The sequence below is a fragment of the Rhizomicrobium electricum genome (assembly GCF_011762045.1).
In the GTDB taxonomy this organism is placed as follows: domain Bacteria; phylum Pseudomonadota; class Alphaproteobacteria; order Micropepsales; family Micropepsaceae; genus Rhizomicrobium; species Rhizomicrobium electricum.
Genome location: NZ_JAASQS010000006.1, coordinates 210,820 through 231,772 on the forward strand (window position 1 = coordinate 210,820; position 20,953 = coordinate 231,772).

The 20,953-nt window shown below is 63.0% G+C and carries 14 protein-coding genes and 1 tRNA gene; 8 read left to right on the forward strand and 7 right to left on the reverse strand.

Going from position 1 to position 20,953, the window contains the following annotated elements; translation table 11 throughout:
- Positions 1 to 40: 40 nt before the first annotated feature.
- Entirely contained in the window at positions 41 to 1,093 is a 1,053-nt protein-coding gene (locus tag FHS84_RS13420; RefSeq protein ID WP_166935098.1) for a substrate-binding domain-containing protein, read from the reverse strand.
- Between the two features lie 650 nt (positions 1,094 to 1,743).
- On the opposite strand from FHS84_RS13420, the gene FHS84_RS13425 reads away from it, so the two are divergent.
- The 5 genes from FHS84_RS13425 (at position 1,744) to FHS84_RS13445 (ending at position 10,140) form a co-directional block, all read left to right on the forward strand.
- On the forward strand, positions 1,744 to 4,803 hold the full coding sequence (locus tag FHS84_RS13425) for a TonB-dependent receptor (protein WP_166935100.1): 3,060 nt from the start codon (positions 1,744 to 1,746) through the stop codon (positions 4,801 to 4,803).
- 57 nt (positions 4,804 to 4,860) lie between these two features.
- A complete protein-coding gene (locus FHS84_RS13430) occupies positions 4,861 to 6,984 on the forward strand; it encodes an autotransporter outer membrane beta-barrel domain-containing protein (protein WP_166935101.1) in 2,124 nt (707 codons plus the stop codon).
- Positions 6,985 to 7,102: 118 nt separating this feature from the next.
- Positions 7,103 to 9,028, forward strand: coding sequence for a glycoside hydrolase family 9 protein (locus tag FHS84_RS13435; protein ID WP_166935103.1), 1,926 nt, complete (start codon positions 7,103 to 7,105; stop codon positions 9,026 to 9,028).
- A gap of 234 nt (positions 9,029 to 9,262) precedes the next feature.
- A tRNA-Thr gene (locus tag FHS84_RS13440) sits at positions 9,263 to 9,338 on the forward strand.
- 196 nt (positions 9,339 to 9,534) lie between these two features.
- The gene (locus tag FHS84_RS13445; RefSeq protein ID WP_166935105.1) at positions 9,535 to 10,140 is read left to right on the forward strand and encodes a WHG domain-containing protein; all 606 of its coding nucleotides are present in this window, start codon (positions 9,535 to 9,537) and stop codon (positions 10,138 to 10,140) included.
- On the opposite strand, the gene FHS84_RS13450 is transcribed toward FHS84_RS13445, so the two are convergent.
- The gene (locus FHS84_RS13450) at positions 10,137 to 11,447 is read right to left on the reverse strand and encodes a glycoside hydrolase 5 family protein (protein ID WP_166935107.1); all 1,311 of its coding nucleotides are present in this window, start codon (positions 11,445 to 11,447) and stop codon (positions 10,137 to 10,139) included. The genes FHS84_RS13445 and FHS84_RS13450 overlap by 4 nt on opposite strands.
- Positions 11,448 to 11,629: 182 nt before the next feature.
- Here FHS84_RS13450 and FHS84_RS13455 point away from each other — a divergent pair, with 182 nt between their 5' ends.
- Both FHS84_RS13455 and FHS84_RS13460 read left to right on the forward strand, forming a co-directional pair.
- Positions 11,630 to 11,884, forward strand: a complete 255-nt coding sequence (locus FHS84_RS13455; protein ID WP_166935109.1) for a helix-turn-helix domain-containing protein — start codon at positions 11,630 to 11,632, stop codon at positions 11,882 to 11,884.
- A gap of 78 nt (positions 11,885 to 11,962) precedes the next feature.
- Positions 11,963 to 13,126: a class I SAM-dependent rRNA methyltransferase gene (locus FHS84_RS13460; protein ID WP_166935111.1), complete on the forward strand. Its 1,164-nt coding sequence runs from the start codon at positions 11,963 to 11,965 to the stop codon at positions 13,124 to 13,126.
- Between the two features lie 16 nt (positions 13,127 to 13,142).
- On the opposite strand, the gene FHS84_RS13465 is transcribed toward FHS84_RS13460, so the two are convergent.
- Entirely contained in the window at positions 13,143 to 15,095 is a 1,953-nt protein-coding gene (locus tag FHS84_RS13465) for a KUP/HAK/KT family potassium transporter (protein WP_208393864.1), read from the reverse strand.
- A 199-nt stretch (positions 15,096 to 15,294) separates the two neighbouring features.
- On the reverse strand, positions 15,295 to 15,903 hold the full coding sequence (locus FHS84_RS13470; protein ID WP_166935120.1) for a CHAP domain-containing protein: 609 nt from the start codon (positions 15,901 to 15,903) through the stop codon (positions 15,295 to 15,297).
- 238 nt (positions 15,904 to 16,141) lie between these two features.
- Here FHS84_RS13470 and FHS84_RS13475 point away from each other — a divergent pair, with 238 nt between their 5' ends.
- Complete coding sequence (locus tag FHS84_RS13475; RefSeq protein WP_166935423.1) at positions 16,142 to 17,203, forward strand: collagen-binding domain-containing protein; 1,062 nt, start codon at positions 16,142 to 16,144, stop codon at positions 17,201 to 17,203.
- 3 nt (positions 17,204 to 17,206) lie between these two features.
- Here FHS84_RS13475 and FHS84_RS13480 read toward each other — a convergent pair whose 3' ends face one another.
- From FHS84_RS13480 to FHS84_RS13490, 3 genes are all read right to left on the reverse strand, one after another.
- Positions 17,207 to 18,664: a glycosyltransferase family 2 protein gene (locus FHS84_RS13480; protein WP_166935121.1), complete on the reverse strand. Its 1,458-nt coding sequence runs from the start codon at positions 18,662 to 18,664 to the stop codon at positions 17,207 to 17,209.
- Positions 18,665 to 18,894: 230 nt separating this feature from the next.
- On the reverse strand, positions 18,895 to 20,034 hold the full coding sequence (locus tag FHS84_RS13485; RefSeq protein ID WP_166935123.1) for an ABC transporter permease: 1,140 nt from the start codon (positions 20,032 to 20,034) through the stop codon (positions 18,895 to 18,897).
- Entirely contained in the window at positions 20,031 to 20,951 is a 921-nt protein-coding gene (locus FHS84_RS13490) for an ATP-binding cassette domain-containing protein (RefSeq protein WP_166935126.1), read from the reverse strand. The genes FHS84_RS13485 and FHS84_RS13490 overlap by 4 nt, the downstream gene beginning before the upstream one ends.
- Positions 20,952 to 20,953: the final 2 nt, after the last annotated feature.

Consider the following 20,953-nt stretch of genomic DNA (forward strand, 5'->3'; position numbering starts at 1 on the left):
CAAATTCTCGAGGCAGGCAACACCGGTCGCGATCAATATATCAGGCCGTCGGCGGCCGGGCGGTGGATCCGCGGACGATGATTTTGTGCGGCAGGGTCAACGGACCGATGGGCTTGTCGCCATGATGGATCAAGGCGAGGAAGGCGGCTTCCGCCATATCGGCAATGGGTTGGCGGCAGGTGGTCAGGCGCGGGTACATCGCATGGGCGAAAATGGCGTCGTCAAACCCGGCCACGGAGAGATCCTGCGGCAGCCGCAGATTATAGCGTATCGACGAGGCCATCACGCCGGACGCCATGTCGTCGTTGCTGGCGAAAATCGCGGTCGGTCGGTCCTTCAGTGTGAGCAGTTTTTCGCCCGCCAGCATGCCCGCCCTGTAGGTGTAATTGCCGGTCTGGCAGTACTCGTCGAGGAAGGGGATGTCGGCTTCCGCGATCGCCCTGCAGTAGCCTTCATAGCGCGCCCTGGCGTCGGCGTGTTCGAGCGGGCCGCGGATGAAGCCGATCCGCCGATGGCCGAGCCCGATCAGATACTTGGTAATGTCATACGCAGCCTGGCAGTTGTCGATATCGACGTCGATCACGTCGGGGACCGCCGCCTCCGGCGAAAAACGCACGATCGGCGTGCCGGTGGCCTTCAGGGCATCGATCAGGGTGGGCAAGTCGCTCAAGGGCGGAGTCAGCACGACGCCGGCCAGCTTCGATTGGGCCACCAGGGCGTGGACCTGCTGGGCGATATTCTGGTTGGTGGCGTGAATGCACTCGACGATCAGGTGATAGCCTTCTTTCTGGCACATGGTCAGAATGGCCATCTGGATGCGGGCTATGTAGCCGGAGCCGGCCGCCGGGGCATCGCAGAACAAGCCGACCATGAACGAACGCTGTGAGGCCAGACCGCGCGCCAACTGATTAGGGCGGTAGGAAAGCTCCTCGATAACCGCCTGCACGCGTGAGCGCGTCAGGCGGCTGACTTCCGGCAGATTGTTGATGACCTTGGAGACGGTCTTGATCGAAACATTGGCGCGCTCGGCGACGTCATAGATGGTCGCGGGCTTCGGAGCTTCAGGAGGGCTGCCATTTAGTGGGTCGCGCACGATTGTCCTCGCCTACGCTGCCAGTCGGGCAGTTGTGTTTCGAATGTGCGGGCTCGACACGTTGTGCGCACCAAATCCAATCTGGGCGAGGCCTCTCATCATCCTGTTCCTGTATCGATTGTCCAGTTCGATACAAGCACATAGACGAAGTGCATAGCGGCGGCGGCACTAACGGAACGGCCCTTTTTTTATGGTGCCAGCCGACAAACCGCAGCGCTTTACCGGACTTCCCAGGCCAGCCCGTGCGCGCGGGGGACGAACACTGCGCGATTCATCCTACTGCTCATCACGTGGCGGATTGACGCGTCAAGGCAAAATTAGGCTTCAGTAAGCGCTTACGTGCGCTCCGCAACCGCTTACCGTTCACCGGTAAGCGCTCGCGGAAGCGTTGCCTAAATGCCTACATTTAAACGCTAATTTAGATCCGAGGCGGTCGGGTTTCTTGACGGGTCAGGGCCGCCGGACAATCCTATGACAGCGCTTTCTAGTGCGCCAATTTGGATCAGGGTCGCTGATCCGGACAGGGGAAACGGAAAACAGGCCGGAGCGGATCCAACCGCCCCCGGCTGTGACGATGGCGGGGGGTGCTCCGCATCGAATCAAAAATGCTCGGCTGCCGTGGGGTGGCCGACCGTAGGGAGAAAACAGTAATGGCTGCCAAATTGAAGTCGCGCCTGTATTGCTCCGCCGCCGTCGCGCTATTTGCGTGTGTCGGTTCGGCGCAAGCCCAGGAGATGGAGACGGTCGTTGTTACCGGACAACGGGCCGCAATCGAATCCGCTATTGCGATCAAACAGAAAGCGGAAGTGATCGTCGACTCGGTTTCGGCCGAAGACGTCGGCAAGCTTCCGGACAACTCCATCACTGAAGTTCTGCAGCGCGTGCCGGGTGTGAACATCACCAAGCTGCAGGTCGGCGGTTCGAGCGAAAACTACCTCGGCGAAGGCACCAACATTTCGATCCGCGGCCTGACTTCGACCGTCAGCCTTCTGAATGGCCGCGACAGCTTCAGTGCCGCCAACGGCCGCAACCTGGCGTGGGAAGACATCCCGCCGGAACTGGCCCAGGGTATCGACGTCTACAAGTCGCTTTCGGCCACGCTGCCGGAAGGCGGTTTCGGCGGCGTCGTCAATCTGCGCACCCGCCAGCCGTTCGATTTCGACGGCCTGACCGCTTCGGTCACCCTGACGGGCAATTACGCCGACTGGTCGCACAAGGGCCATCTCGGCGGCGTCGGCATGATCAGCGATCGCTGGCAGACGAAAATCGGCGAAATCGGCTTGCTGCTGAACGTCGCCTACTCCGATCTCTCGACCAAGGCCGACGGCGTTCAGATCCTGCCGTACTTCCCCGCGGTCTATAATCCGACCTACACCGCCAGCCACAACGCCACGCTTCCGTCACTGTCGGACGCCGGCTCGACCGAAGTCTATGTCCCGAACGGCTTCGGCTTTAACCGCCGCGTCGACGATCGCACCCGCATCGGTCTCTACGCCGCGGCGCAGTGGCGGCCAAACGAAACGCTGCTGATCGGCCTGACCGCGTTCCAGTCGCGCTACACCATGAACGACGCCTTCCACGGCCTCTTCCTCGGCTCGGGCACGCAGGCGGTTCTCGGTCCCAACAGCACCAACACCTTCGATTCCGACGGCAACCTGACCTACACCAGCGGCCTCGCCGACTTCATGTACGGCACCACCGCCGCCGGCATCACCAATCCGAATGCGTGGGCCTATCAGCCGATTCCCTACAACAACACCACGACCTATCAGCACGACGTCAACACGACCACCGACATAGCACTCACGGCCGATTGGCATCCGAACGACAAGTTCAGCGCCAACGTCGCGCTGCAGTATGTCGATTCGTCGGCCAAGTCCGACTACAACAGCGCCGGCTTCTACGAGTTCATCAACGGCCTCGGCCTGCAGCTGACCTCTTATGGCGACGAATCGCTGCCGAAGGTGATCCAAGCCGAGACCATGGCCGACCTGTCGAACCCGGCCTATTACGGCTGGCTCGAGACCATGCCGCATCGGCTGCACAACTACGGCCGGGAAGCGGCGATCTATATCGATACCGTCTACAACGTCAGCGACACGGGCTTCCTCCGTCAGATCCGCAGCGGCCTGAAACTCACCTACCGCAACGAACGCGACAAGGAGACCAACTGGAACTACAAGCAACTCGCGCCATATTGGGGATCGACCTACCATTATGCGTCGGACGATCCGAAGAAGGCGACGCTGGTCGACCTTTCGGATCTGTTCAACGGCGACGTCGGGATTCCGAAGGCGTTCTGGTTCCCGAGCTTCGACGCCATCAAGGATCCGGTCGCGCTGCAGAACGCATACGGCACCAGCGGCTACACCTCGGATCAGATTCTCGCCAATCTCAATAACGACACGCTCGCCAAGCTGAGCGAATCCACCTTCACCGCCTACGCCATGGCGACGTTCGCCAAGGACGACTTCTTCATCCCGATCAGCGGCAATATCGGCTTCCGCGTCGTGACCTATCGCGATCATGCGTCGGGTTATCGCTGGACGCCGCTGCTTGAAGCCGTGTCGATCGAAAACATCGTCGACGGTTCGGGCAACTGGCTGGCGCCGAAGTTGAACGCCCCGATGCAGAGGACGACCGTTTCCGGCGGCCGCACGCAGACTGACGTTCTGCCTTCGGTCAACCTTCAGGCCCAGATCACGCCGGAACTGAAGGCGCGCTTTGCCTTCAGCCAGGCGGTCAACCGGCCGACCTTCGCCCAGATGAATCCGCGCGGTTTCGTCAGCGGCACGTACGTCGGTACCTACGATGCCTACTTCAACGGCAACTGGGGCAATCCCAATCTGAAGCCGGAAAAGGCCGAACAACTCGACGTTTCGCTCGAGTACTACTTCGCCAGCGGCGGCATGGTGCATGTGTCCGGGTTCTGGAAGCAGATCCACAACATGATCTCCACCACCCAGCAGGCCGAACCGACGACGTTCAGCGCGTCGTGGGCCGGCTTGACCAACCCGACACTGTGGCAGCCGGGCGATCCGACCGCCGCAACTCTGTGCACGGGTGCGGCCGCGGCCATGACCTGTACGGTGACGGCATCGATCACCGAGTACTTCAACGAAAAGCAGATGGCGCGTATCGACGGCTTCGAAATCGGCCTGCAGAAGTACGCCAGCTTCCTGCCGGATCCGTTCGACGGTCTCGGTCTCGACTTCAACTACACCTATATCGACAGCCAGCAGCCGGGCGCGCTTGCCTACGACATGAAGGGCGCTCCGATCTCCGGCCTGCCGGTGACGGGTCTTTCCAAGAACACCATCAATATCGCCGGCATGTACGACAAGGGTCCGCTGTCTCTGCGCGTCGCCTACAACTGGCGCAGCGACTTCCTGGCCTCGACGGCCGCATGGCAGACCTCCGGCACGTACAACTACATCAACAACATCAACTTCGGCGGCAACACCGTCGGCAAGGTCACGACCTTTGCCTTGCCGGTCTACCAGTACGCGGTAGGGACCTTGGATGCGAACGTCACCTACAATTTGACGGACAATGTGAGCTGGACGCTCGAAGCTTCCAACCTGACGCGGTCGGTCACCCGGCTGTACATGATGGAAGGCTACACCTCGTCCGGCAAAGAGCGTCTGTTCAACCGCAGTTGGTATCTCGCCGATACGCGGTACACGTCGCAAATTCGCGTGAAGTTCTAAGGGACCAGTTCGCGGTGCCGGGACGGCCTTCGGGTCGTTCCGGCCTGGGAGGAAAAAATGAACATGAACAGGAACAAATTTCAGACCCGGCTCTTCCTTTCCGCCAGCGCGCTGGTTTTTGCAGCTTGCATGGGAGCAGCCAGCGCTACGGATGTCGTTCTCGACACCACCAACACGCCACGGTCGCTGATGGGTGACGCGACGGTCGACAACCTCATCATCGGTTCGGGCCAGACCGGCTATCTGACGGCCAACTACAACACCGCTCCGGCGGGCGATCTTGCGATCACCTGGACCGGCAGCCCGAGCGTTTCGTCCACCGGCGCCTGCGATTTCGGCGGATGCTTCGCCACGGCCGACACCATTACGGTCCGTAGCGGCGGCAAGATCATCGTTGACAATCCCTGGGGCTGGCAGCCGTTCCAGTCGATTTTCAACGTGGCGGGCGATGCGGAGTTCGGCATTGCCAATTGGGGCGGCGGCACCACCATCCTGATGGGCACCAGCACCTTTACCGGCAACCTGACTCTTGATGCCGGCGTCGGTACCAATACCAATCTTCTCCAGGTCGGCCAGGACTGGAAAGCCGCCACGATCGTGTTCGGGGCGAACAGCAACATCATCCTGAACAGCGGAACCCACCTGGAAATGTGGATGCCGAGTTCGGCTCCGGCGGTCGTGGGCGGCACCGTCAGCGGGCCTGGTGCGCTGACGATCCATTCCGGCTCGATGACGATCAACGGCATTGCCACCAATGCAACGTCCTACACCGGCACGGTAACGCTCGGTGCCGGCGCCGGACTGGTGATCGGCGATGCCACGCACTCCGGCGCCAAGTTCGGCGACATCGCCGGCTCGACGGCGGTGATCAACGTCAACCAGTCGGGCGGCACCCTTGCTACGGTGAAGGGCTACGGCACGTTCTACGGCACGCTCAACAACAACGGCGTCGTCGCTCCGGGCGGTACGACGGGAACGCTGGGAACGCTGACGGTCACCAACTACACGCAAGCCGCAACCGGCGTTTTGCAGGTCGAGATATCCCCGACCGGCGCCTCGAAGCTCAACGTCACCGGCACGGCGGCGCTGAACGGCAGCATGTCCGTGAAGATCGATGCCGGCGATTACGGCAACAGCGTCTTCCCGATCCTGACGGCCCACAGCATCACCGGTTCGTTCTCGACGGTGTCGACGACCGGCAGCGTTTCGGGTGCGATCGTTGCGCTGCAGACGTCCTCGACCGGCTACAGCATCGTCACCGAGAAGGCGTCGAGTTCGCAGGTCATCGGCCATCTCGTCACTGCCAACCGCAACGGCATCTATGCCTTCACCGATTCGCTCTATGACGTGGGTCCGAGTGCCGTCCACAACAACAAGGTCTCGTTCTGGCTGACGCCGACGGGACGCCTCGACAACATCGGCCGCGACGGCGCCGGGTACGGGCTCAGCGCTTACGGCATTTCCGGCGGCGCCCAGTACAATGCTGCCTGGAAGAACGCGACCGTCGGCTTTGCCCTGGGTTACGACCATGCTTCGCTCGACGTGAAGAACGAAGACACCAAGGCCCACAGCAATACCGTCAACCTCGCGCTCTATGGCGGGGCCGATGTGCTCAACGCGCGGATCGACGGCGCGGTCTTCTACAATACTTACGACGCCGCCTCGAAGCGCGTGATGGAAGGCTACGGCACGGCGGCCGCCAGTCCCAAGGGCTGGGGCTGGGGCGCCACCGTCCAGGTGAGCCGCTCGCTGTTCCATGACCGCGTCGTGCCGTATGTGCGCGGCACCTTCGCCCGCGTCATCCAGGATGCGGTCACCGAAAGCGGCGTGAGCACGTTCGATCTGGCGTACAAGAAGATCGACGCCAACACCTTCGTCGGCGACCTGGGCTTCAAGGTGAACGTCCTGCCGGAAACCTCGAAGATCAAGCTGCAGACCACCGTCGCTCTGCGGCACGACTTCTCCGATCCGGGCGAGACGGTCAACGGCTCGTTCGCGGAGCTGTCGGGCTCGTCCTTCTCCTATCATTGGAAGGGCGATGCGCAGAACACGCTCATCGTCGGCGCCAATGCCGGCGGCGACGTTCTGCCCAATCTGTCGGTATTTGGACGGGTCCAGGGCGAGTTCACACAGGCCCGCCGGGCGGTCGCGTTCGGTCTGGGCGCGAAGTACAAACTCTGACGGTCACGAGCGTTTCGTAATTGTTTCTTCAGGGGCGGCCTTGCCGCCCCTTCTTTTTTCTCTTTTCGCAGCGTTATGGTCATCGCATCATGGCGCGCCGAACCGGCGAGGGGATGTGATGACGTCGATACCGAGGACTGCCGCCCGTTGGACGGCCGGAGCAATTTTGCTGGCAGGCAGTGCCGCCGCTGCAGTGCCTTGTGCGTCCCCATCCTTCAGCCACTTCATCGTGGTCGACCAGTTCGGCTATACGCCGGCGATGCAGAAAATCGCGGTGATCCGCTCACCGGTGACGGGTTACGACGCTGCCAAGGCATTCTCGCCCGGTCCCGTCTATCAGGTCGTCGACGCAACCACCTGCGCCGTCGTGTACGAAGCGGCGCCGCGTGTCTGGAACGGAGGGGCGGTCGATCCGACCTCCGGCGACAAGGCCTGGCTGTTCGACTTTTCCGCAGTGACGGCGCCGGGGCGCTATCTCGTCCGCGATCGGGCCCGTGGCGAAACCACGGGTGCATTCGAGATCGGCGGCAATCCCTACCGGCAGGTCCTGGTGCAGGCGATGCGCTTTTTCTATTACCAGCGCGCCGGAGAGGCGAAGATTGCCCCTTACGCCGACCCGCGCTGGAGCGACAAGCCCGATCACCTCGGCCCGCGCCAGGACACCGAGGCGCGGCATCTGATGAAGAAGGACGACCCGTCGTCCGCGCGCGATCTTCACGGCGGCTGGTGGGATGCGGGCGACTACAATCGCTATACCAATTGGCACAGCGATTACATTCTCAGCCTGTTGACGACCTATACAGAAAACCCCGGCATCTTCACCGACGATTTCAATATTCCGGAATCGGGCAACGGCATTCCCGATATCATCGATGAAGTGAAGTTCGGCCTGGATTTCATGATCCGCCTGCAGAGCCCGGACGGCTCGGCCTTGGCTATCGTCGGCTCGGGTTTTGGGGGTGCACCGCCGTCATCGGCGACGAGTCCGACCTATTACGGCGGGCCGTCGACCTCGGCGACCTATAGTGCGGCGGCGTCCTTCGCTTACGGCGCTAAGATTCTCGCCCGCTTTCCCGCCTACGCGACATATGCGGCCGATCTCAAACTGCGGGCAAAGAAGGCCTGGGATTGGGCCGAAGCCCATCCGGACGTGACCTTCTTCAACAAGGACAAGGCCTACGGCGACCAGACGCTCGGCGGCGGCGAACAGGAAGTGACGCCGGAAGGCCGTGCGCTCAGAGCAATGACGGCCGCGATTTATCTGTTCGACCTCACCGGCGAGAAAATTTACGAGGATCGCGTCGTTGCGCTCGCCAAGGCTTCGCCGCTGATCGCCAAGAGCTGGTTCGGGCCGTCCGATGCGCCGTGGCTGCAGCCGCTGCTCTATTACGCGGGTTTGAAATCGGCGCGCGCCAACATGGCCGGCGAGATCAAGCGCCACTATGCAGCGGTGTTCAGTTCCGATGCGGTTTACGGCGCCGAAAGCGCTTGGCGTAATCCTTATCTGGCGTATCTGCCGACCTACTATTGGGGTTCGACCAAGGAGATTTCGCGCCAGGGCTATTTCTTTTTGTATCCCAAAGAACTCGGAATCGGCGATGTGCCGGCCGGCGCCGATACGTTGGCGGCGCACTACCTGCACTATCTGCACGGCGTCAATCCGATGGCCAAGGTCTACCTGTCGAACATGGGCGATTACGGCGCCGAGAACTCGGTGGATTCGTTCTTCCATGCCTGGTTCTTCAAGAACACGCCGTGGTCGAGCGTGAAGTCCTCGAAATTCGGGCCGCCGCCCGGCTATCTCGTCGGCGGACCCAACCCGAGCTACAACTGGACGTCCGGCTGTCCGGCGATCAGCCCGGCCTGCGGCAAGGCCCCGCCGTCGCCGCCGTTCGGCCAGCCGCCGCAAAAATCCTACGCCGATTTCAACGACGGCTACCCGATCGCGTCCTGGGAGGTGACCGAGCCCTCCGTCGGCTACCAGGTCGAGTACATCCGGCTGCTGGCCCATTTCGCCGCCGAGCCTGCCGGCAAATCGCAATAGAGCCGTTCCGGAGGGGGCCGATTGTGCTGCCGGAACCTCGGCTCAACGCCGCAGGGCCGAGGCCGGCCGGATAACCCCTTGGAAAATCACGGGCGCCTGTTGCCGCGGCCGGAAAATGGGCTGTTGCAAGCACCCCCCTGGATGCGTATTTTCCGCCCCTCGCCGGACAGCCCTTCGCGGGGATTTCCGGCCGTTTTTGCGCCTTTAAGGGTTTTGCCCCATAAAGGCCGTTGGGCCGCCTTAGCTCAGCCGGTAGAGCACCGCATTCGTAATGCGGGGGTCGGGTGTTCGAGTCACCCAGGCGGCACCAGCCCTTCCCGATCCCATCGAGAGTTCCTGCCGGGCGGCAGCCGCGGTATTCTCTGCGTCCACCGCTACGGGATGCAGCGTACACGGAGAGATGCTCCGGCGGTTCGCAGGGGCAGCAGACGGTTGGCACGGTTACATGTTTGTGCCACGTTGGATATCCGGCCTGCGTCGCGGCCGGCCATTCGGGAGTCGCCGACGTGCCGCGCACTTTGAGCGAAGAAGATATCGCCGAATTCCGCGAGCAGCTTTGCGCCGCGGCCAGCCGCCTGTTTGCCCAGCGGGGCACCGACGGGGTCACGATGCGGGCTTTGGCGGAGATCATGGGGATCAGCCCCATGAAGCCCTATCACTATTTCCGCGACAAGGAAGAGATCCTTGCCGCCGCCATGGAACGGGCCTTCAACCGCTTCGTGGCTGCGCTGGAGGCGGCCGAAAACACCGCGGCTCCGGCGCTCGAACGGGCCAATGCCCGGCGTCAGGCCTATGTCGCGTTCGCGCTCGCCGAACCCGACTGCTACCGCGTCATGTTCGAGCTGCCGCATCCCGACACCGCGAAATATCCCGGTTTGCAGGCGGCGATGGATCGCGCCCGTGCCGTCACCCGGCGCGGCATGGATGCGTTGATCGCCTCGGGGTTGATCGAGGGCGACCCGGTGGTGCTCGGCAATGTGTTCTGGTGCGCGCTGCACGGTGCGGTGAGCGCCTACATCGCCGGCAAGCTCGACAGCCGCGAACAGCTTGAGGCCATCCTCGACATCTCCATGAAAAGCCTGCGCGAAGGCCTGAAACCGGCGGCGCGCTAAAGCTTCTTCAACGCCGCCGTATGGGCGCGGATCACCGCCAGCGTGGACGCATCGCTGTCGAACACCGAATTGCGCCCTTGCGGTTCCTGCGGCGGGTCGCCGACATAGGCGGTGTCGCCCGGCTTCATCATGGCGTCGGGATGCAAGGCGCGGCCTTCGCCGCCCCAGGCCCAGAAATTGGTGCCGGCAAACGGGCCGTTCCTCTTGGCGTCGGCTTCCACGGCGTCGAACACCATGCGGTAGAAACGGTCGCGATGGGTGGTCGGCGCGCTCGGCGCGTTGAGCCCGCCTTCGCGCGGAAAGCCGAATTCCTCCAGCACCAGTGGTTTGTTCAGCGAGCGCGCCAGCGCGATGTGGGTGTCGATATAGGCGCGGCACTTGGCAAGGCCGGATTCGAAGGTGGTGTCGAGCTTGTCCGCATCGATCCAGCTCCAATTGAGCGGCCACATATGGACGGTGACGTAGTCGATCGCTTTCGGCGCGCTCGCTTTGGTCACGCACTCGGCCGACTCCAGACACCCCATGACGCCTTCGTTGCCGGTAGAGACGAGGTGGTTGGGATCGAGCCGCTTGATCAGACCGGCCGAGCGGGCGATCCAGGCGTAGAAGGCTTCCCATGGCGCCTTGGAGGGTGTGCCGCCGGGCCGCGGCTCGTTGGCGAGCTGCCAGGCCATGATGGCGGGATCGTCCTTGTAGGGCTTGCCGGTGACCGTATTGGTGCGGCCGACGATCCGGGTCACATAGGCTTCGTAAAGGGCCACGGCTTTGGGGCTGGCATAGAACTGGGCCGAGAAATCGGCGAATTCCGGCCAGGGATGGGCGGGATCGCCCAAATCGATATAGCGCCCGCCATTGGACCAGTACTGGTAGGTCACCATGCCGCCGGACCATTCCCAGAAATTGTTGAGGAACAGCACCGCCTTCTGGCCGCGCTTGGCCATCTCGGCGAGGGTGAAATCGAGACCTTTGAGCAGCGCTTCGCTGTCGGGGGCGCCGCGTTTCTGGATCGCGGGGGACAGCGAGTTCTTGAGCGGCGAGGTCTCGCCCGACGCCAGCACCCGGATATTGTCGATCCCGAGCCGATGAAGGGCGTCGAGTTCGCGCTTCAGGCGGTCGCGGTGGCCGAGCGGGCCGGGCGAGCCGAGATACGGCCCGTACCAGAGATTGGTGCCGGCATAGCGATAGGGCTTGCCTTGGCTGAAAAACCGCATGCCCTCCGCGGTGACGAAGGCGCCCGGCTTCAGGCCTGCCGCTTGGGCGCCCACCGCCAGTCCCGCCCCAATCATGACGCTCCGCCGGGTCAGCATGGCCGCCTCCTTGACAGGTTTTCCGGAAAATCCCTATCAGACCAAGGCGTTTTGCCGAAGTCCGCAGGACGCCGCGGCGGCGTGGCCCTTGTCGGACGCGAGGTCAAGGTGGATAGTTGATAGCCAAAGCATCGATTTTTCGGTTTTGATGCAACTAATAGCAATGTGAGCAGGGTGAAGCGATGATCAGTGCAGGGCAGCTTCGGGCAGCGCGGGCTTTGCTGGGTATCGACCAGCGCCAGCTTGCCGAGATCGCCGGACTGTCGGTCCCGACCATCCAACGCATGGAATCTAGCGACGGCGTCATCCGGGGCAATGTCGATTCACTGATGAAGCTGATAGGTGCACTGGAATCGTCCGGCATCGAACTGATCGCCGACGGTGCCGCTTCGCCCGAGGGCGGCCGCGGTATACGGTTAAAAAAGAAACTCGCCTAGACCGGACGCGCGACCGGAAAAAGGTGAGCGGTTTTCCGACACCTTGCGCGATCGAAAGATAGAGTCAGGAACAAAACAATGACGGCACGCCCTCTCTTGCGGGTGAAACCCCGCGAAGGCAAACGCGCTCGCGCCGGCGCGCCCTGGCTATTCTCCAACGAAATCGAGATGCAGAAGACGCTCGCGCCCGGCACGATCGTCAATGTCTCCTTCGACGACGGCCGTCCGCTCGGCACCGGCTTCTTCAATCCGAAAAGCCTGATCGCCGTGCGTCTCGTCGATCCCGCCCTCGATGTCGTGCTCGACGAAGATTTTTTTGCCGCCAAATTCGCCCGCGCCCTCGCGTTGCGCGACGCGCTTTATGCCTCGCCGTTTTACCGCCTCGTCCACGCCGAAGGCGATCTGCTGCCGGGCCTGGTGATCGATCGCTTCGGCGATACCGTGACGTTGCAGATCACCACCGCGGGCATGGAAGCCTTGAAGGACACGCTGATCGCGGCCTTGAAGCGCGTGCTCGATCCGGCCCGCATCATCATCCGCGCCGATGCGCCCGCCCGCAGCCTGGAAGGGCTCGACAGTTATGTCGATGCCGCCGGTTCGGGGCGCATTTCGGTGCTCGAAAACGGCGTCATCTATTTTGCCGATGCCGGCGCCGGCCAGAAGACCGGCTGGTATTACGACCAGCGCGACAACCGCGCCTTCATGGCGGCTCTGTCGAAGCGCAAGAGCGTGCTCGACGCCTATTCCTATGTCGGCGGATTCGGGCTTGCGGCGGCCAAGGCCGGGGCCAAGACGGTGGTGGGACTGGAAAGCTCGGCCGGTGCGGTCGCCTATGCCGAAGAAGCCGCGAACACCGGCCATCTCGCAGCCAAGTTCCTCAAGACGGATGTGTTCGAGGAGCTGGAGCGGCTCGGTGCCGCCAAGCAGACGTTCGATGTGGTGAATGCCGATCCGCCGCCGTTCGTCAAAGCCAGGAAAGACCTCGAAACCGGCGCCAAGGCCTATCGCAAGCTCGCCAAGTTGGCGGCCGCAGTGACGGCACCGGAAGGCATCCTCTTCATCGCGTCGTGCTCGCACAATATCGCGATGGACCGGTTCGCTCTCGAATGTGCCGCGGGGATTGCGCGGGCGGGCCGTAAGGCGCGCCTCATCCGCATGGCCGGCGCCGGTCCGGATCATCCGATCCACCCGATGCTGCCCGAAAGCGCCTATCTGAAGGCGCTGGTGTACGCGCTGGATTGAACCGCGGCGGGAGACGCTAGATCGTCACCTGCGCGCCAAGCTCGATCACCCGGTTGGGCGGCAGGCGATAGAACCGCGCCGGCGACAGTGCGTTGGCGGCAAGCTGCATGTAGATCCAGCGCCGCCACGATTCCATCTGCGAATGCTCCGCCGGCACCAGCGTTTCGCGGCCGATGAAGAAAGTCGTGGTTTCGGGATCGATGGCGAGGCCGAACTTGCGCGCTTCGCTGAGCGCCTTGGGCACGTCGGGCGTTTCGAAGAAGCCGTGATGGATGTGGACGCTGTAGAAGCCCTTGCCGAGTTTCTCCACTTCGAGCCGCTTTTCGGGCGCCACCAGCGGAGTATCGTCGACCATCACCTGGGTGATCAGGATGCGTTCGTGCAGCACCTTGTTGTGCTTGAGATTGTGCAACAGGGCGCTGGGGCAGACATCGGCTCTGGCCGACAGGAACACCGCGGTTCCAGCCACCCGCACCGGCGTCTTCTCGGCGCGTTCGACCAGAAGATTGAGCGGCATGGATTCGTTGCGGATGCGGTCGAGCTGGACCCGCCGGCCGAGCCGCCAAGTGCCCATGATGGCGTAGACGCAGGTGGCGATAAACAGCGGCAGCCAGCCGCCTTCGACGATCTTGAGCGCGTTGGAGCCGAGGAAGGCAAGGTCGACGAAGCCGAGCAGACCGAACAGCGGCACCGCCGTCCAGATGCTCCATTTCCACTGCCGCACCGCGACGAGGCCGACCAGCATGGTGGAGATGAACATCTCGCCGGTCACCGCGATGCCGTAGGCGGCGCCGAGCGCATTCGAGTTCTTGAAGATGAGGACGATCAGCACCACGCCGACGCAAAGCACGGCGTTCATCCGCGGCACGAAGATCTGGCCGTAATCGGTCGCCGAGGTATGGCGGATTTCCATGCGCGGCAGCATGCCGAGCTGAATCGCCTGCCGGGCGATCGAAAAGACGCCGGAAATCACCGCCTGCGAGGCAATCGAGGCGGCGATGGTTGCCAAGATCACCAGCGGGTAATGCGCCCAGTCCGGCGCCATGGAATAGAACGGGTTCGTCAGCGCATTGGGTTCGCGCAGCAGCGCGGCGCCCTGGCCGAAATAATTGAGGAACAACGCCGGCAGCACGAAGAACAGCCAGGCGGCGCGGATCGGGCCTTTGCCGAAATGGCCCATGTCGGCATAGAGCGTCTCGCAGCCGGTCACCGCCAGCACCACCGAACCGAGGGTGACGAACGCGGTCCACGGCTCGTCGACGAACAGCATCAGTCCGTAATGCGGCGACAGCGCCCACAGAATCTCGGGCGTCTTGACGATGGAACCGGTGCCCAGCGCGGCGAGCACCAGGAACCACACCACCATCACCGGCCCGAACAGCCTGCCGACCTGGGCGGTACCGCGTGACTGGAAGGCGAACAGTCCGATCAGGATGACCAGCGAAAAAGGCACGACGAGCGGCTCGAAATGGCGGCTGGTCGCAGCCAGCCCTTCCACCGCCGACAGCACGGTGATGGCCGGCGTCAGCATGCCGTCGCCGAAGAACAGCGACAGACCGAGAATGGCGCCGGTGCCGATCAGGAGTTTGACGCGTCGGTCGAGGCCTTGGACGCGATGGGCCAGCGACGCCAGGGCCAGTTCGCCGCCTTCGCCGTCGTTGTCGGCCCGCATGATGAGCGTGACGTATTTCAGCGTCACCACCAGGATCAGCGACCAGAAGATCAGGGAGACCACGCCGTAGATGGCATGGTTGAGGGCGGTGTTCTGCTGCGCCGCCAGCGCCGACTGATGCAACGCATAGAGCGGGCTGGTGCCGATGTCGCCGAACACGATGCCGAGCGCGGCGAGCGTCAAGAACGCCTTGCGCTTGAAGCCCACTTGCGCCGGCGCGTGATGGCCGCCCAGCGAAGAGGCTGCCTCCAGCGGATCGTCGGATTCTTGAGGGGAAGGATGATCGGTGTCGGTCACAGCCGTGTCAGGAGAAAGAGCCAGTCTTGCCCAACGTGCGGGGCCGGTTTTCGCCTCGCGAGGGCGCGGACCATAGTCTCACTTTTGGCCGGGTCAATGCGCAGAAGGCCGGATGGCCCCAAAAAATATAAAAAAAATTAACCCGTTGATCACGCTAAGGTTATTGGGATGTTGCCAGCGCCTTTCGGTCGCAGGGACGTTACGGGGTCCCGGCCCCTTCTTCGTCGTCCTCGGCAATCAGCGCACTGATCGGATCGCGCCGCCCCGGATACTGCGCCACCATCGGATTGCCATCGCCCTGATCGGGGCCGGGACCGATGAAGCCTTGTACCGGATAGATGCGGGTACCCCAGGCGCCGGTCCTGAAATTGAAGACCTTGACCGCGCTCCAGTCGTTGGCGGCGCTGACGTCGCGGACCGGATCGTCGGTATAGATCGCGCCGTCGTCGAGCCAATTGGCGTGATCGACCTTGATGGTGCGGCCGTCGATGATCTGGCGCACCACCGCGACATGGCCGCGGTTCGGCCCGGCGTAATTGAACAGCACCATGACGGAACCTTCGGTGGGCTCGCTGGCGCGGGCGAAGCGGCCGGCGGCCTTGTCCCACCAGGTGTAGGCGTCGCCGTAAAGGCTGACATTGGAGTGGTCGCGCGCGTAAGGCACGCATTGCAGCGGGATTTCCCGGTGCGCGGTGGCAGGGGCCCCGCCATCGTCGTCGAGATCAGAATAACCCGGACCGCTGGCGCATCCCGCCAGTCCGATACACAAGGCGGCCGCCGCCGCGAGCCGAACGAATGACCCCACCATCACCGATCTTCGCCTTTGGGCTGCGTGAGCAGCGACCGTGAAGACGATCCTAGCGTGTGCGCTTCAAAGCGAGGTTAGATCATTCGTTCGAATTTTAGGAATTTTTTTCGCGCCGGTGCTGGCAATTGTCACGGGGATTTACATAAAGCAAGGACCGTCTCGATAAGCCATTGGAACTCCTCGATCCGCATCATGGCATACGGGTTGCGTGGCACGCCTGTCATTAACAGGAGGAACCATGCAGCGTCTGTATTTATCGGTTTGCTTCGCGGCGATCGCCGTAACGGCAAGCGCATCGGCTTCGCCGCTCGACGCGGCATCGCTGATGGCGAACTACAATCTGATTACCAGCGGCAACGCGACGACCAACGGCGACATCGAAGGCGCGATGATCGTGGGCGGCAACTTTACCGGCGCCGCCGGCACCGCCAATCTCTTCAACAACGCGGCGCGCCTGCCGGCCAACAAGACCAGCTATATCTACGGCGCCAATTCCAGCCAGATCAACGTCGACAATGCGGGCAGCCTCTATATCGGCGGCTCCAACAGCGGCAACATCAATCTCAACGGACCCGGCAATCTACAGATCGGCGGCGCCAACAGCGCGAACATCAACGGCAGCGTCGGCGGAACGGTGGCGATTGCGGGAGCCAACGGCGGCACGGTCAACAACGCGACCTATCTTCCCGGCAATGCCAGCACCATCGTGGCGCCCTACGTCAAAGCCGACGTGATCGCCGCCCTGACCGGCTATTCCGCCACGCTGGCGGGGCTTTCTTCCAACGGATCGATCATCACCGGCGCCAATTCGCTGACCTTCTCCCATGCCGGCAGCGGTCAGGCGGTGTTCGCCATCGCCGCGGCGGATCTCGTCGCCGACCTGACGAACGCCAATATTTCCTTCCTCCTGGGCGATCCGTCCGCTTCGGTGGTGATCAATGTCGATCTGCAGGGCGCCAATCTGGCACTGCCGTCGAGCGCGCATTTCGCGAGCGGCACGGCGCTCGAAAACGTCCTGTTCAATTTCTACAACGGCACCGGCACCGTGATTGATTTCGGCACCATGTGGAAGACCTCGGTCCTCGCCATGGGTTCGGAGGTCACCAACCACACGCCGATCGAAGGCTCGGTCGCGGCGGCCTCGTTCACCGGCCACGGCGAGTTGCACAACTTCCCGCCGACGCCGCCCGGCAACCAGAATCCGCCGCCCGAGACGGTTCCGGAGCCTGGAACGCTGGCGCTGATGATGGCGGCGATGCTCGGCCTGTTGGGCCTGCGGCGCAAACGGAAGCTGGCCTGAAGACTAGTCGGTGGGGCTGATCCGGCGCACGTTGCGGGGGGCAGGCAGCGTAGCGCCGGAGAAACCCATAGCCCCGATCGAAATGAGCCCGGTCACTGCGAAGACGAAGAACGGTGCACTCCAGGCGCTTTCCGCAAACGCAAACACCGGCAGGAACAATCCGGCCACGAGTTCCGGACCGCCGCGCCAGCCGCCGGCATAGCGCTCGCCCGCGCGCAGGGTGCGGGTGAAGTTGTTGCGGTTGGGATTGGCGAAGAAGGCGTTCCAGGTGGCTTTGGCGTTGGACAGGACGAGGCCCGACGGGAACACCAGCGACAGCAGCAGCGAACGGTGCAGGCCGATCATGCGGTCGCGGCCGAGGAACTTCTGGCCCAGCCAGACATAGGCGAGCGACGCGCTCAGCCCGAAGAAGGTGATGAACAGGCCGAGGCTGCCGACGGTCTGCAGATAGACGGCCCCGATATACATCAGCGTCAGGCTGATCACGGCGGAGAAGAAGGCCAGGGTGTAGAAGCCGAACTGGCACATCTGCAGGGTCATTGCCGCCTTGACGCCGAGCGGCAGATTGCTCGCCCACACGGTCGGAAGCAGCTTCTTGGCGCATTGGGCATGGCCCTTGGTCCAGCGCTGCTGCTGGGCCCGCCACGCGGCGGCGGTTTCGGGCAATTCACCGGGAGCGACGACGTCGCCGACGAAGGCGCCGCGCCAGCCTTTGAGGGCGCAACGCACCGACAGATCGAGGTCTTCGGTGAGGGTGTCGCCGGTCCAGCCGCCGGCATTCTCGATCGCCTCGCGCCGCCACACGCCTGCGGTGCCGTTGAACGACATCGGCAGACCGGCGCGGAAACGGGCTTCCTGTTCCACCGCGAAATGGGCGTCGAGCAGGCAGCCTTGGGTGCGCGTCAGCCAGTTGGCGTCGCGATTGGCATGGCCCCAGCGCGCCTGCACGAAGCAGAGCTTGTGGTCAGCGACCAGCGCCGGAACGGTTTTGCGCAGGAAATCGGGGGCCGGTTCGAAATCGGCATCGAACACGGCGACGAACGGGGCATCGGAATGGGCAAGGCCGAAAGCGAGATTGCCCGCCTTGAAGCCGGTGCGGTCGGCCCGCTTCATCACCTGGACATCGACGCCCGGACGGACGGCAGCAAGAATTTCGCGCCTGAGAGCGTCATGGGTTTCGGCATCGCCGTCGTCGAGCACCTGGATGTGCAGCTTGTCCTTGGGCCAGTCGAATTCGGACGCGGCGGTGGCGACACGCACGGCCAGGGTGCCTTCGTTGCGCACCGGGCATTGCACCAGCACATGCGGCAGGGCTTCGTCGGGCAGATTGGGGCGCCGCAGCTCTTGCGCCGGTTTGAACAGCCGGAAGAAGCCGAGCATCACCAGTTGTGCCGAGAGCAAGCCAAGCAGCACCAATACGACGGCCAGGGCGTACTGGAGAATCAGCGACAGGTCTGACATGCGGACGTAACGTCCCCCATTACCGGTCTTAACCAAGCCGCTGGTCGCGCGGCACGCGCTATTAAGGCGTCGAGAATTTGTTACGCGTGGCCACAAATCGCAAGAGGCACAGCGTCTCTCCGCCGCCCTTGTAACCATGAAAACGATTCGCAAGAAGCCTGATTTGCGCCCGCGCTATGGTTTCCCGCGTCTTGCGTTCTGCGGCAAACCGCGCACCCCGGCAACAATTATCAGTCCAGGGTGCGGCGGAACCGGGTGATGGCGACGGTCCCGGCGGCGAACAAAAAGAGAATCATCGGCCAGACCTCGGGCCAGACCTCGAAGGTTCCGTTGCCCTTGAGAAGGATGCCGCGGACGATGCGCAGGAAATGGGTGATCGGCAGCACCTCGCCGATCCATTGCGCCCAGCCCGGCATGCCGCGGAACGGGAAGATGAAGCCCGACAGCATGATCGACGGCAACAGGAAGAAGAACGTCATCTGCATCGCCTGCATCTGGTTCCGCGCCACCGTCGAGATGGTGTAGCCGACCCCGAGCAGGGCGGTGATGAACAGAGCCGAGGTGGCGGCCAGAAGGCTGAGCGATCCGATGAACGGCACATGGAACACGAACCGGGCCAGCAGCAGGATCAGCATCGCCTGAAAGGCGCCGACGAAGATGTTGGGCGTGATCTTGCCGACCATGATTTCGACCGGCCGCGTCGGCATGGCGAGCAGGTTTTCATACGTGCCGCGCTCGCGCTCGCGGGTCAGCGCAATCGCCGTCGCCAGCACCATGGTGAGGGTCAGAATGACACCGAGCAAACCGGGCACGATGTTGTACTGGGTGATGTTTTCCGGATTGTAGAGATTGTGCACCACGACGTTGAATGCGGCCGGCTTGGCGGCGAGCGGTGCCAAAGGTCCGACCAGATCGTCGCGCATCGCGGTGACGGCGAGATTGGGAATGGCGGCGAGGGCATAAGACCCGGCGGCCGGATCGGTGGCATCCGCTTCGACCAGCAGATTGGGTTTGGCGCCGCGGATGAGATCGCGGCTGAAATTCACCGGGATTTCGACGGCGAACGAGGCATCGCCCCTGGCTAACATGCGGCGCGCTTCGGCCGGGGAGTTGGTCGCTTTGACGATGTCGAAATAGCTCGAATTGTTCAGCGCCGCGACGATGGAATCGGAGAACGGCCCCGGATCGGCCACCGACACCACGGTGGCGAGATGGCGCGGTACCATGTTGATGGCATAGCCGAAGATGAAGAGCTGCATCACCGGAATGCCGATCAGCAGACCCAGCGTCATGCGGTCCCGCCGCATCTGGATCATTTCTTTCATCAGCACGGCGAAGAAGCGGTGCAGCGTGAAGCGATAGCCGTTCATGACGCGCCTCGCGCCGCGCGGTCCTGGAGCTGGATGAAGACGTCTTCCAGGCTGGGATGGGTTTCGGAAATGGTCAGCGCCGGATCGCCGCGATAAGGCGCCAGCGTCGCTTCCAAGAGGGCGCGGTCATAGCCCGACACATGCAGCATGGCGCCGAAGAAGGCGACGAATTCGACACCAGGCTTGCCGCGCAACTCGTCGGCCAAGGCGCGGGCGCGCTCGCCTTCGATGGTGAAGGTGATAAGGCCGGAGTCTTCGATGATCTTCATCACCGGGCCTTGCGCGACCTTGTCGCCGTAGGAAATGAACACGATCTGATCGCAGCGCTCGGCTTCGTCCATGTAATGGGTGGAGACCAGCACGGTGATGCCTGCGCCCGACAGCTTGTGGATTTCGGTCCAGAAATCGCGCCGCGCTTTGGGATCGACGCCGGCGGTGGGTTCGTCGAGCAGCAACAGGCGCGGGGAGTGCAGCATGCAGGCGGCGAGCGCCATGCGCTGCTTCCAGCCGCCCGAGAGCTCACCGGCGAGCTGCTTCTGGCGCGACACCAGGCCGAGTTTTTCCAACGTGTCGTCGACCAGCTTGCGCTTTTTCGGCAGGCCGTAGACGCGCGCCACGAATTCGAGGTTTTCGCGGATCGAGAGGTCTTCCCAGAAGGAAAACTTCTGGGTCATGTAACCGGTCTCGCGCTTGATCTCTTCCGACTGGGTGCGGAAGTCGTAACCGAGGCAGGTGCCTTCGCCGGCGTCGGCTTTCAGCAGGCCGCACAGCATGCGGATGGTGGTGGTCTTGCCGGAGCCGTTCGGTCCCAGGAACCCCCACACCTCGCCTTCGGGTACCGCGATGTCGACGTTATTCACGGCGACTTTTTTGCCGAAGCGCTTGGTCAGACCCTTGACGTTGATGGCGTAGTTCACCG

Bases quoted from the DNA above. Each gene is read 5' to 3' on its own strand.
- FHS84_RS13460 (WP_166935111.1), top strand. From the start codon at position 11,963: ATGACGGCACGCCCTCTCTTGCGGGTGAAACCCCGCGAAGGCAAACGC.
- FHS84_RS13470 (WP_166935120.1), bottom strand. From the start codon at position 15,903: ATGGTGGGGTCATTCGTTCGGCTCGCGGCGGCGGCCGCCTTGTGTATC.
- FHS84_RS13430 (WP_166935101.1), top strand. From the start codon at position 4,861: ATGAACATGAACAGGAACAAATTTCAGACCCGGCTCTTCCTTTCCGCC.
- FHS84_RS13475 (WP_166935423.1), top strand. From the start codon at position 16,142: ATGCAGCGTCTGTATTTATCGGTTTGCTTCGCGGCGATCGCCGTAACG.
- FHS84_RS13485 (WP_166935123.1), bottom strand. From the start codon at position 20,034: ATGAACGGCTATCGCTTCACGCTGCACCGCTTCTTCGCCGTGCTGATG.
- FHS84_RS13425 (WP_166935100.1), top strand. From the start codon at position 1,744: ATGGCTGCCAAATTGAAGTCGCGCCTGTATTGCTCCGCCGCCGTCGCG.
- FHS84_RS13435 (WP_166935103.1), top strand. From the start codon at position 7,103: ATGACGTCGATACCGAGGACTGCCGCCCGTTGGACGGCCGGAGCAATT.
- FHS84_RS13450 (WP_166935107.1), bottom strand. From the start codon at position 11,447: ATGCTGACCCGGCGGAGCGTCATGATTGGGGCGGGACTGGCGGTGGGC.
- FHS84_RS13455 (WP_166935109.1), top strand. From the start codon at position 11,630: ATGATCAGTGCAGGGCAGCTTCGGGCAGCGCGGGCTTTGCTGGGTATC.
- FHS84_RS13480 (WP_166935121.1), bottom strand. From the start codon at position 18,664: ATGTCAGACCTGTCGCTGATTCTCCAGTACGCCCTGGCCGTCGTATTG.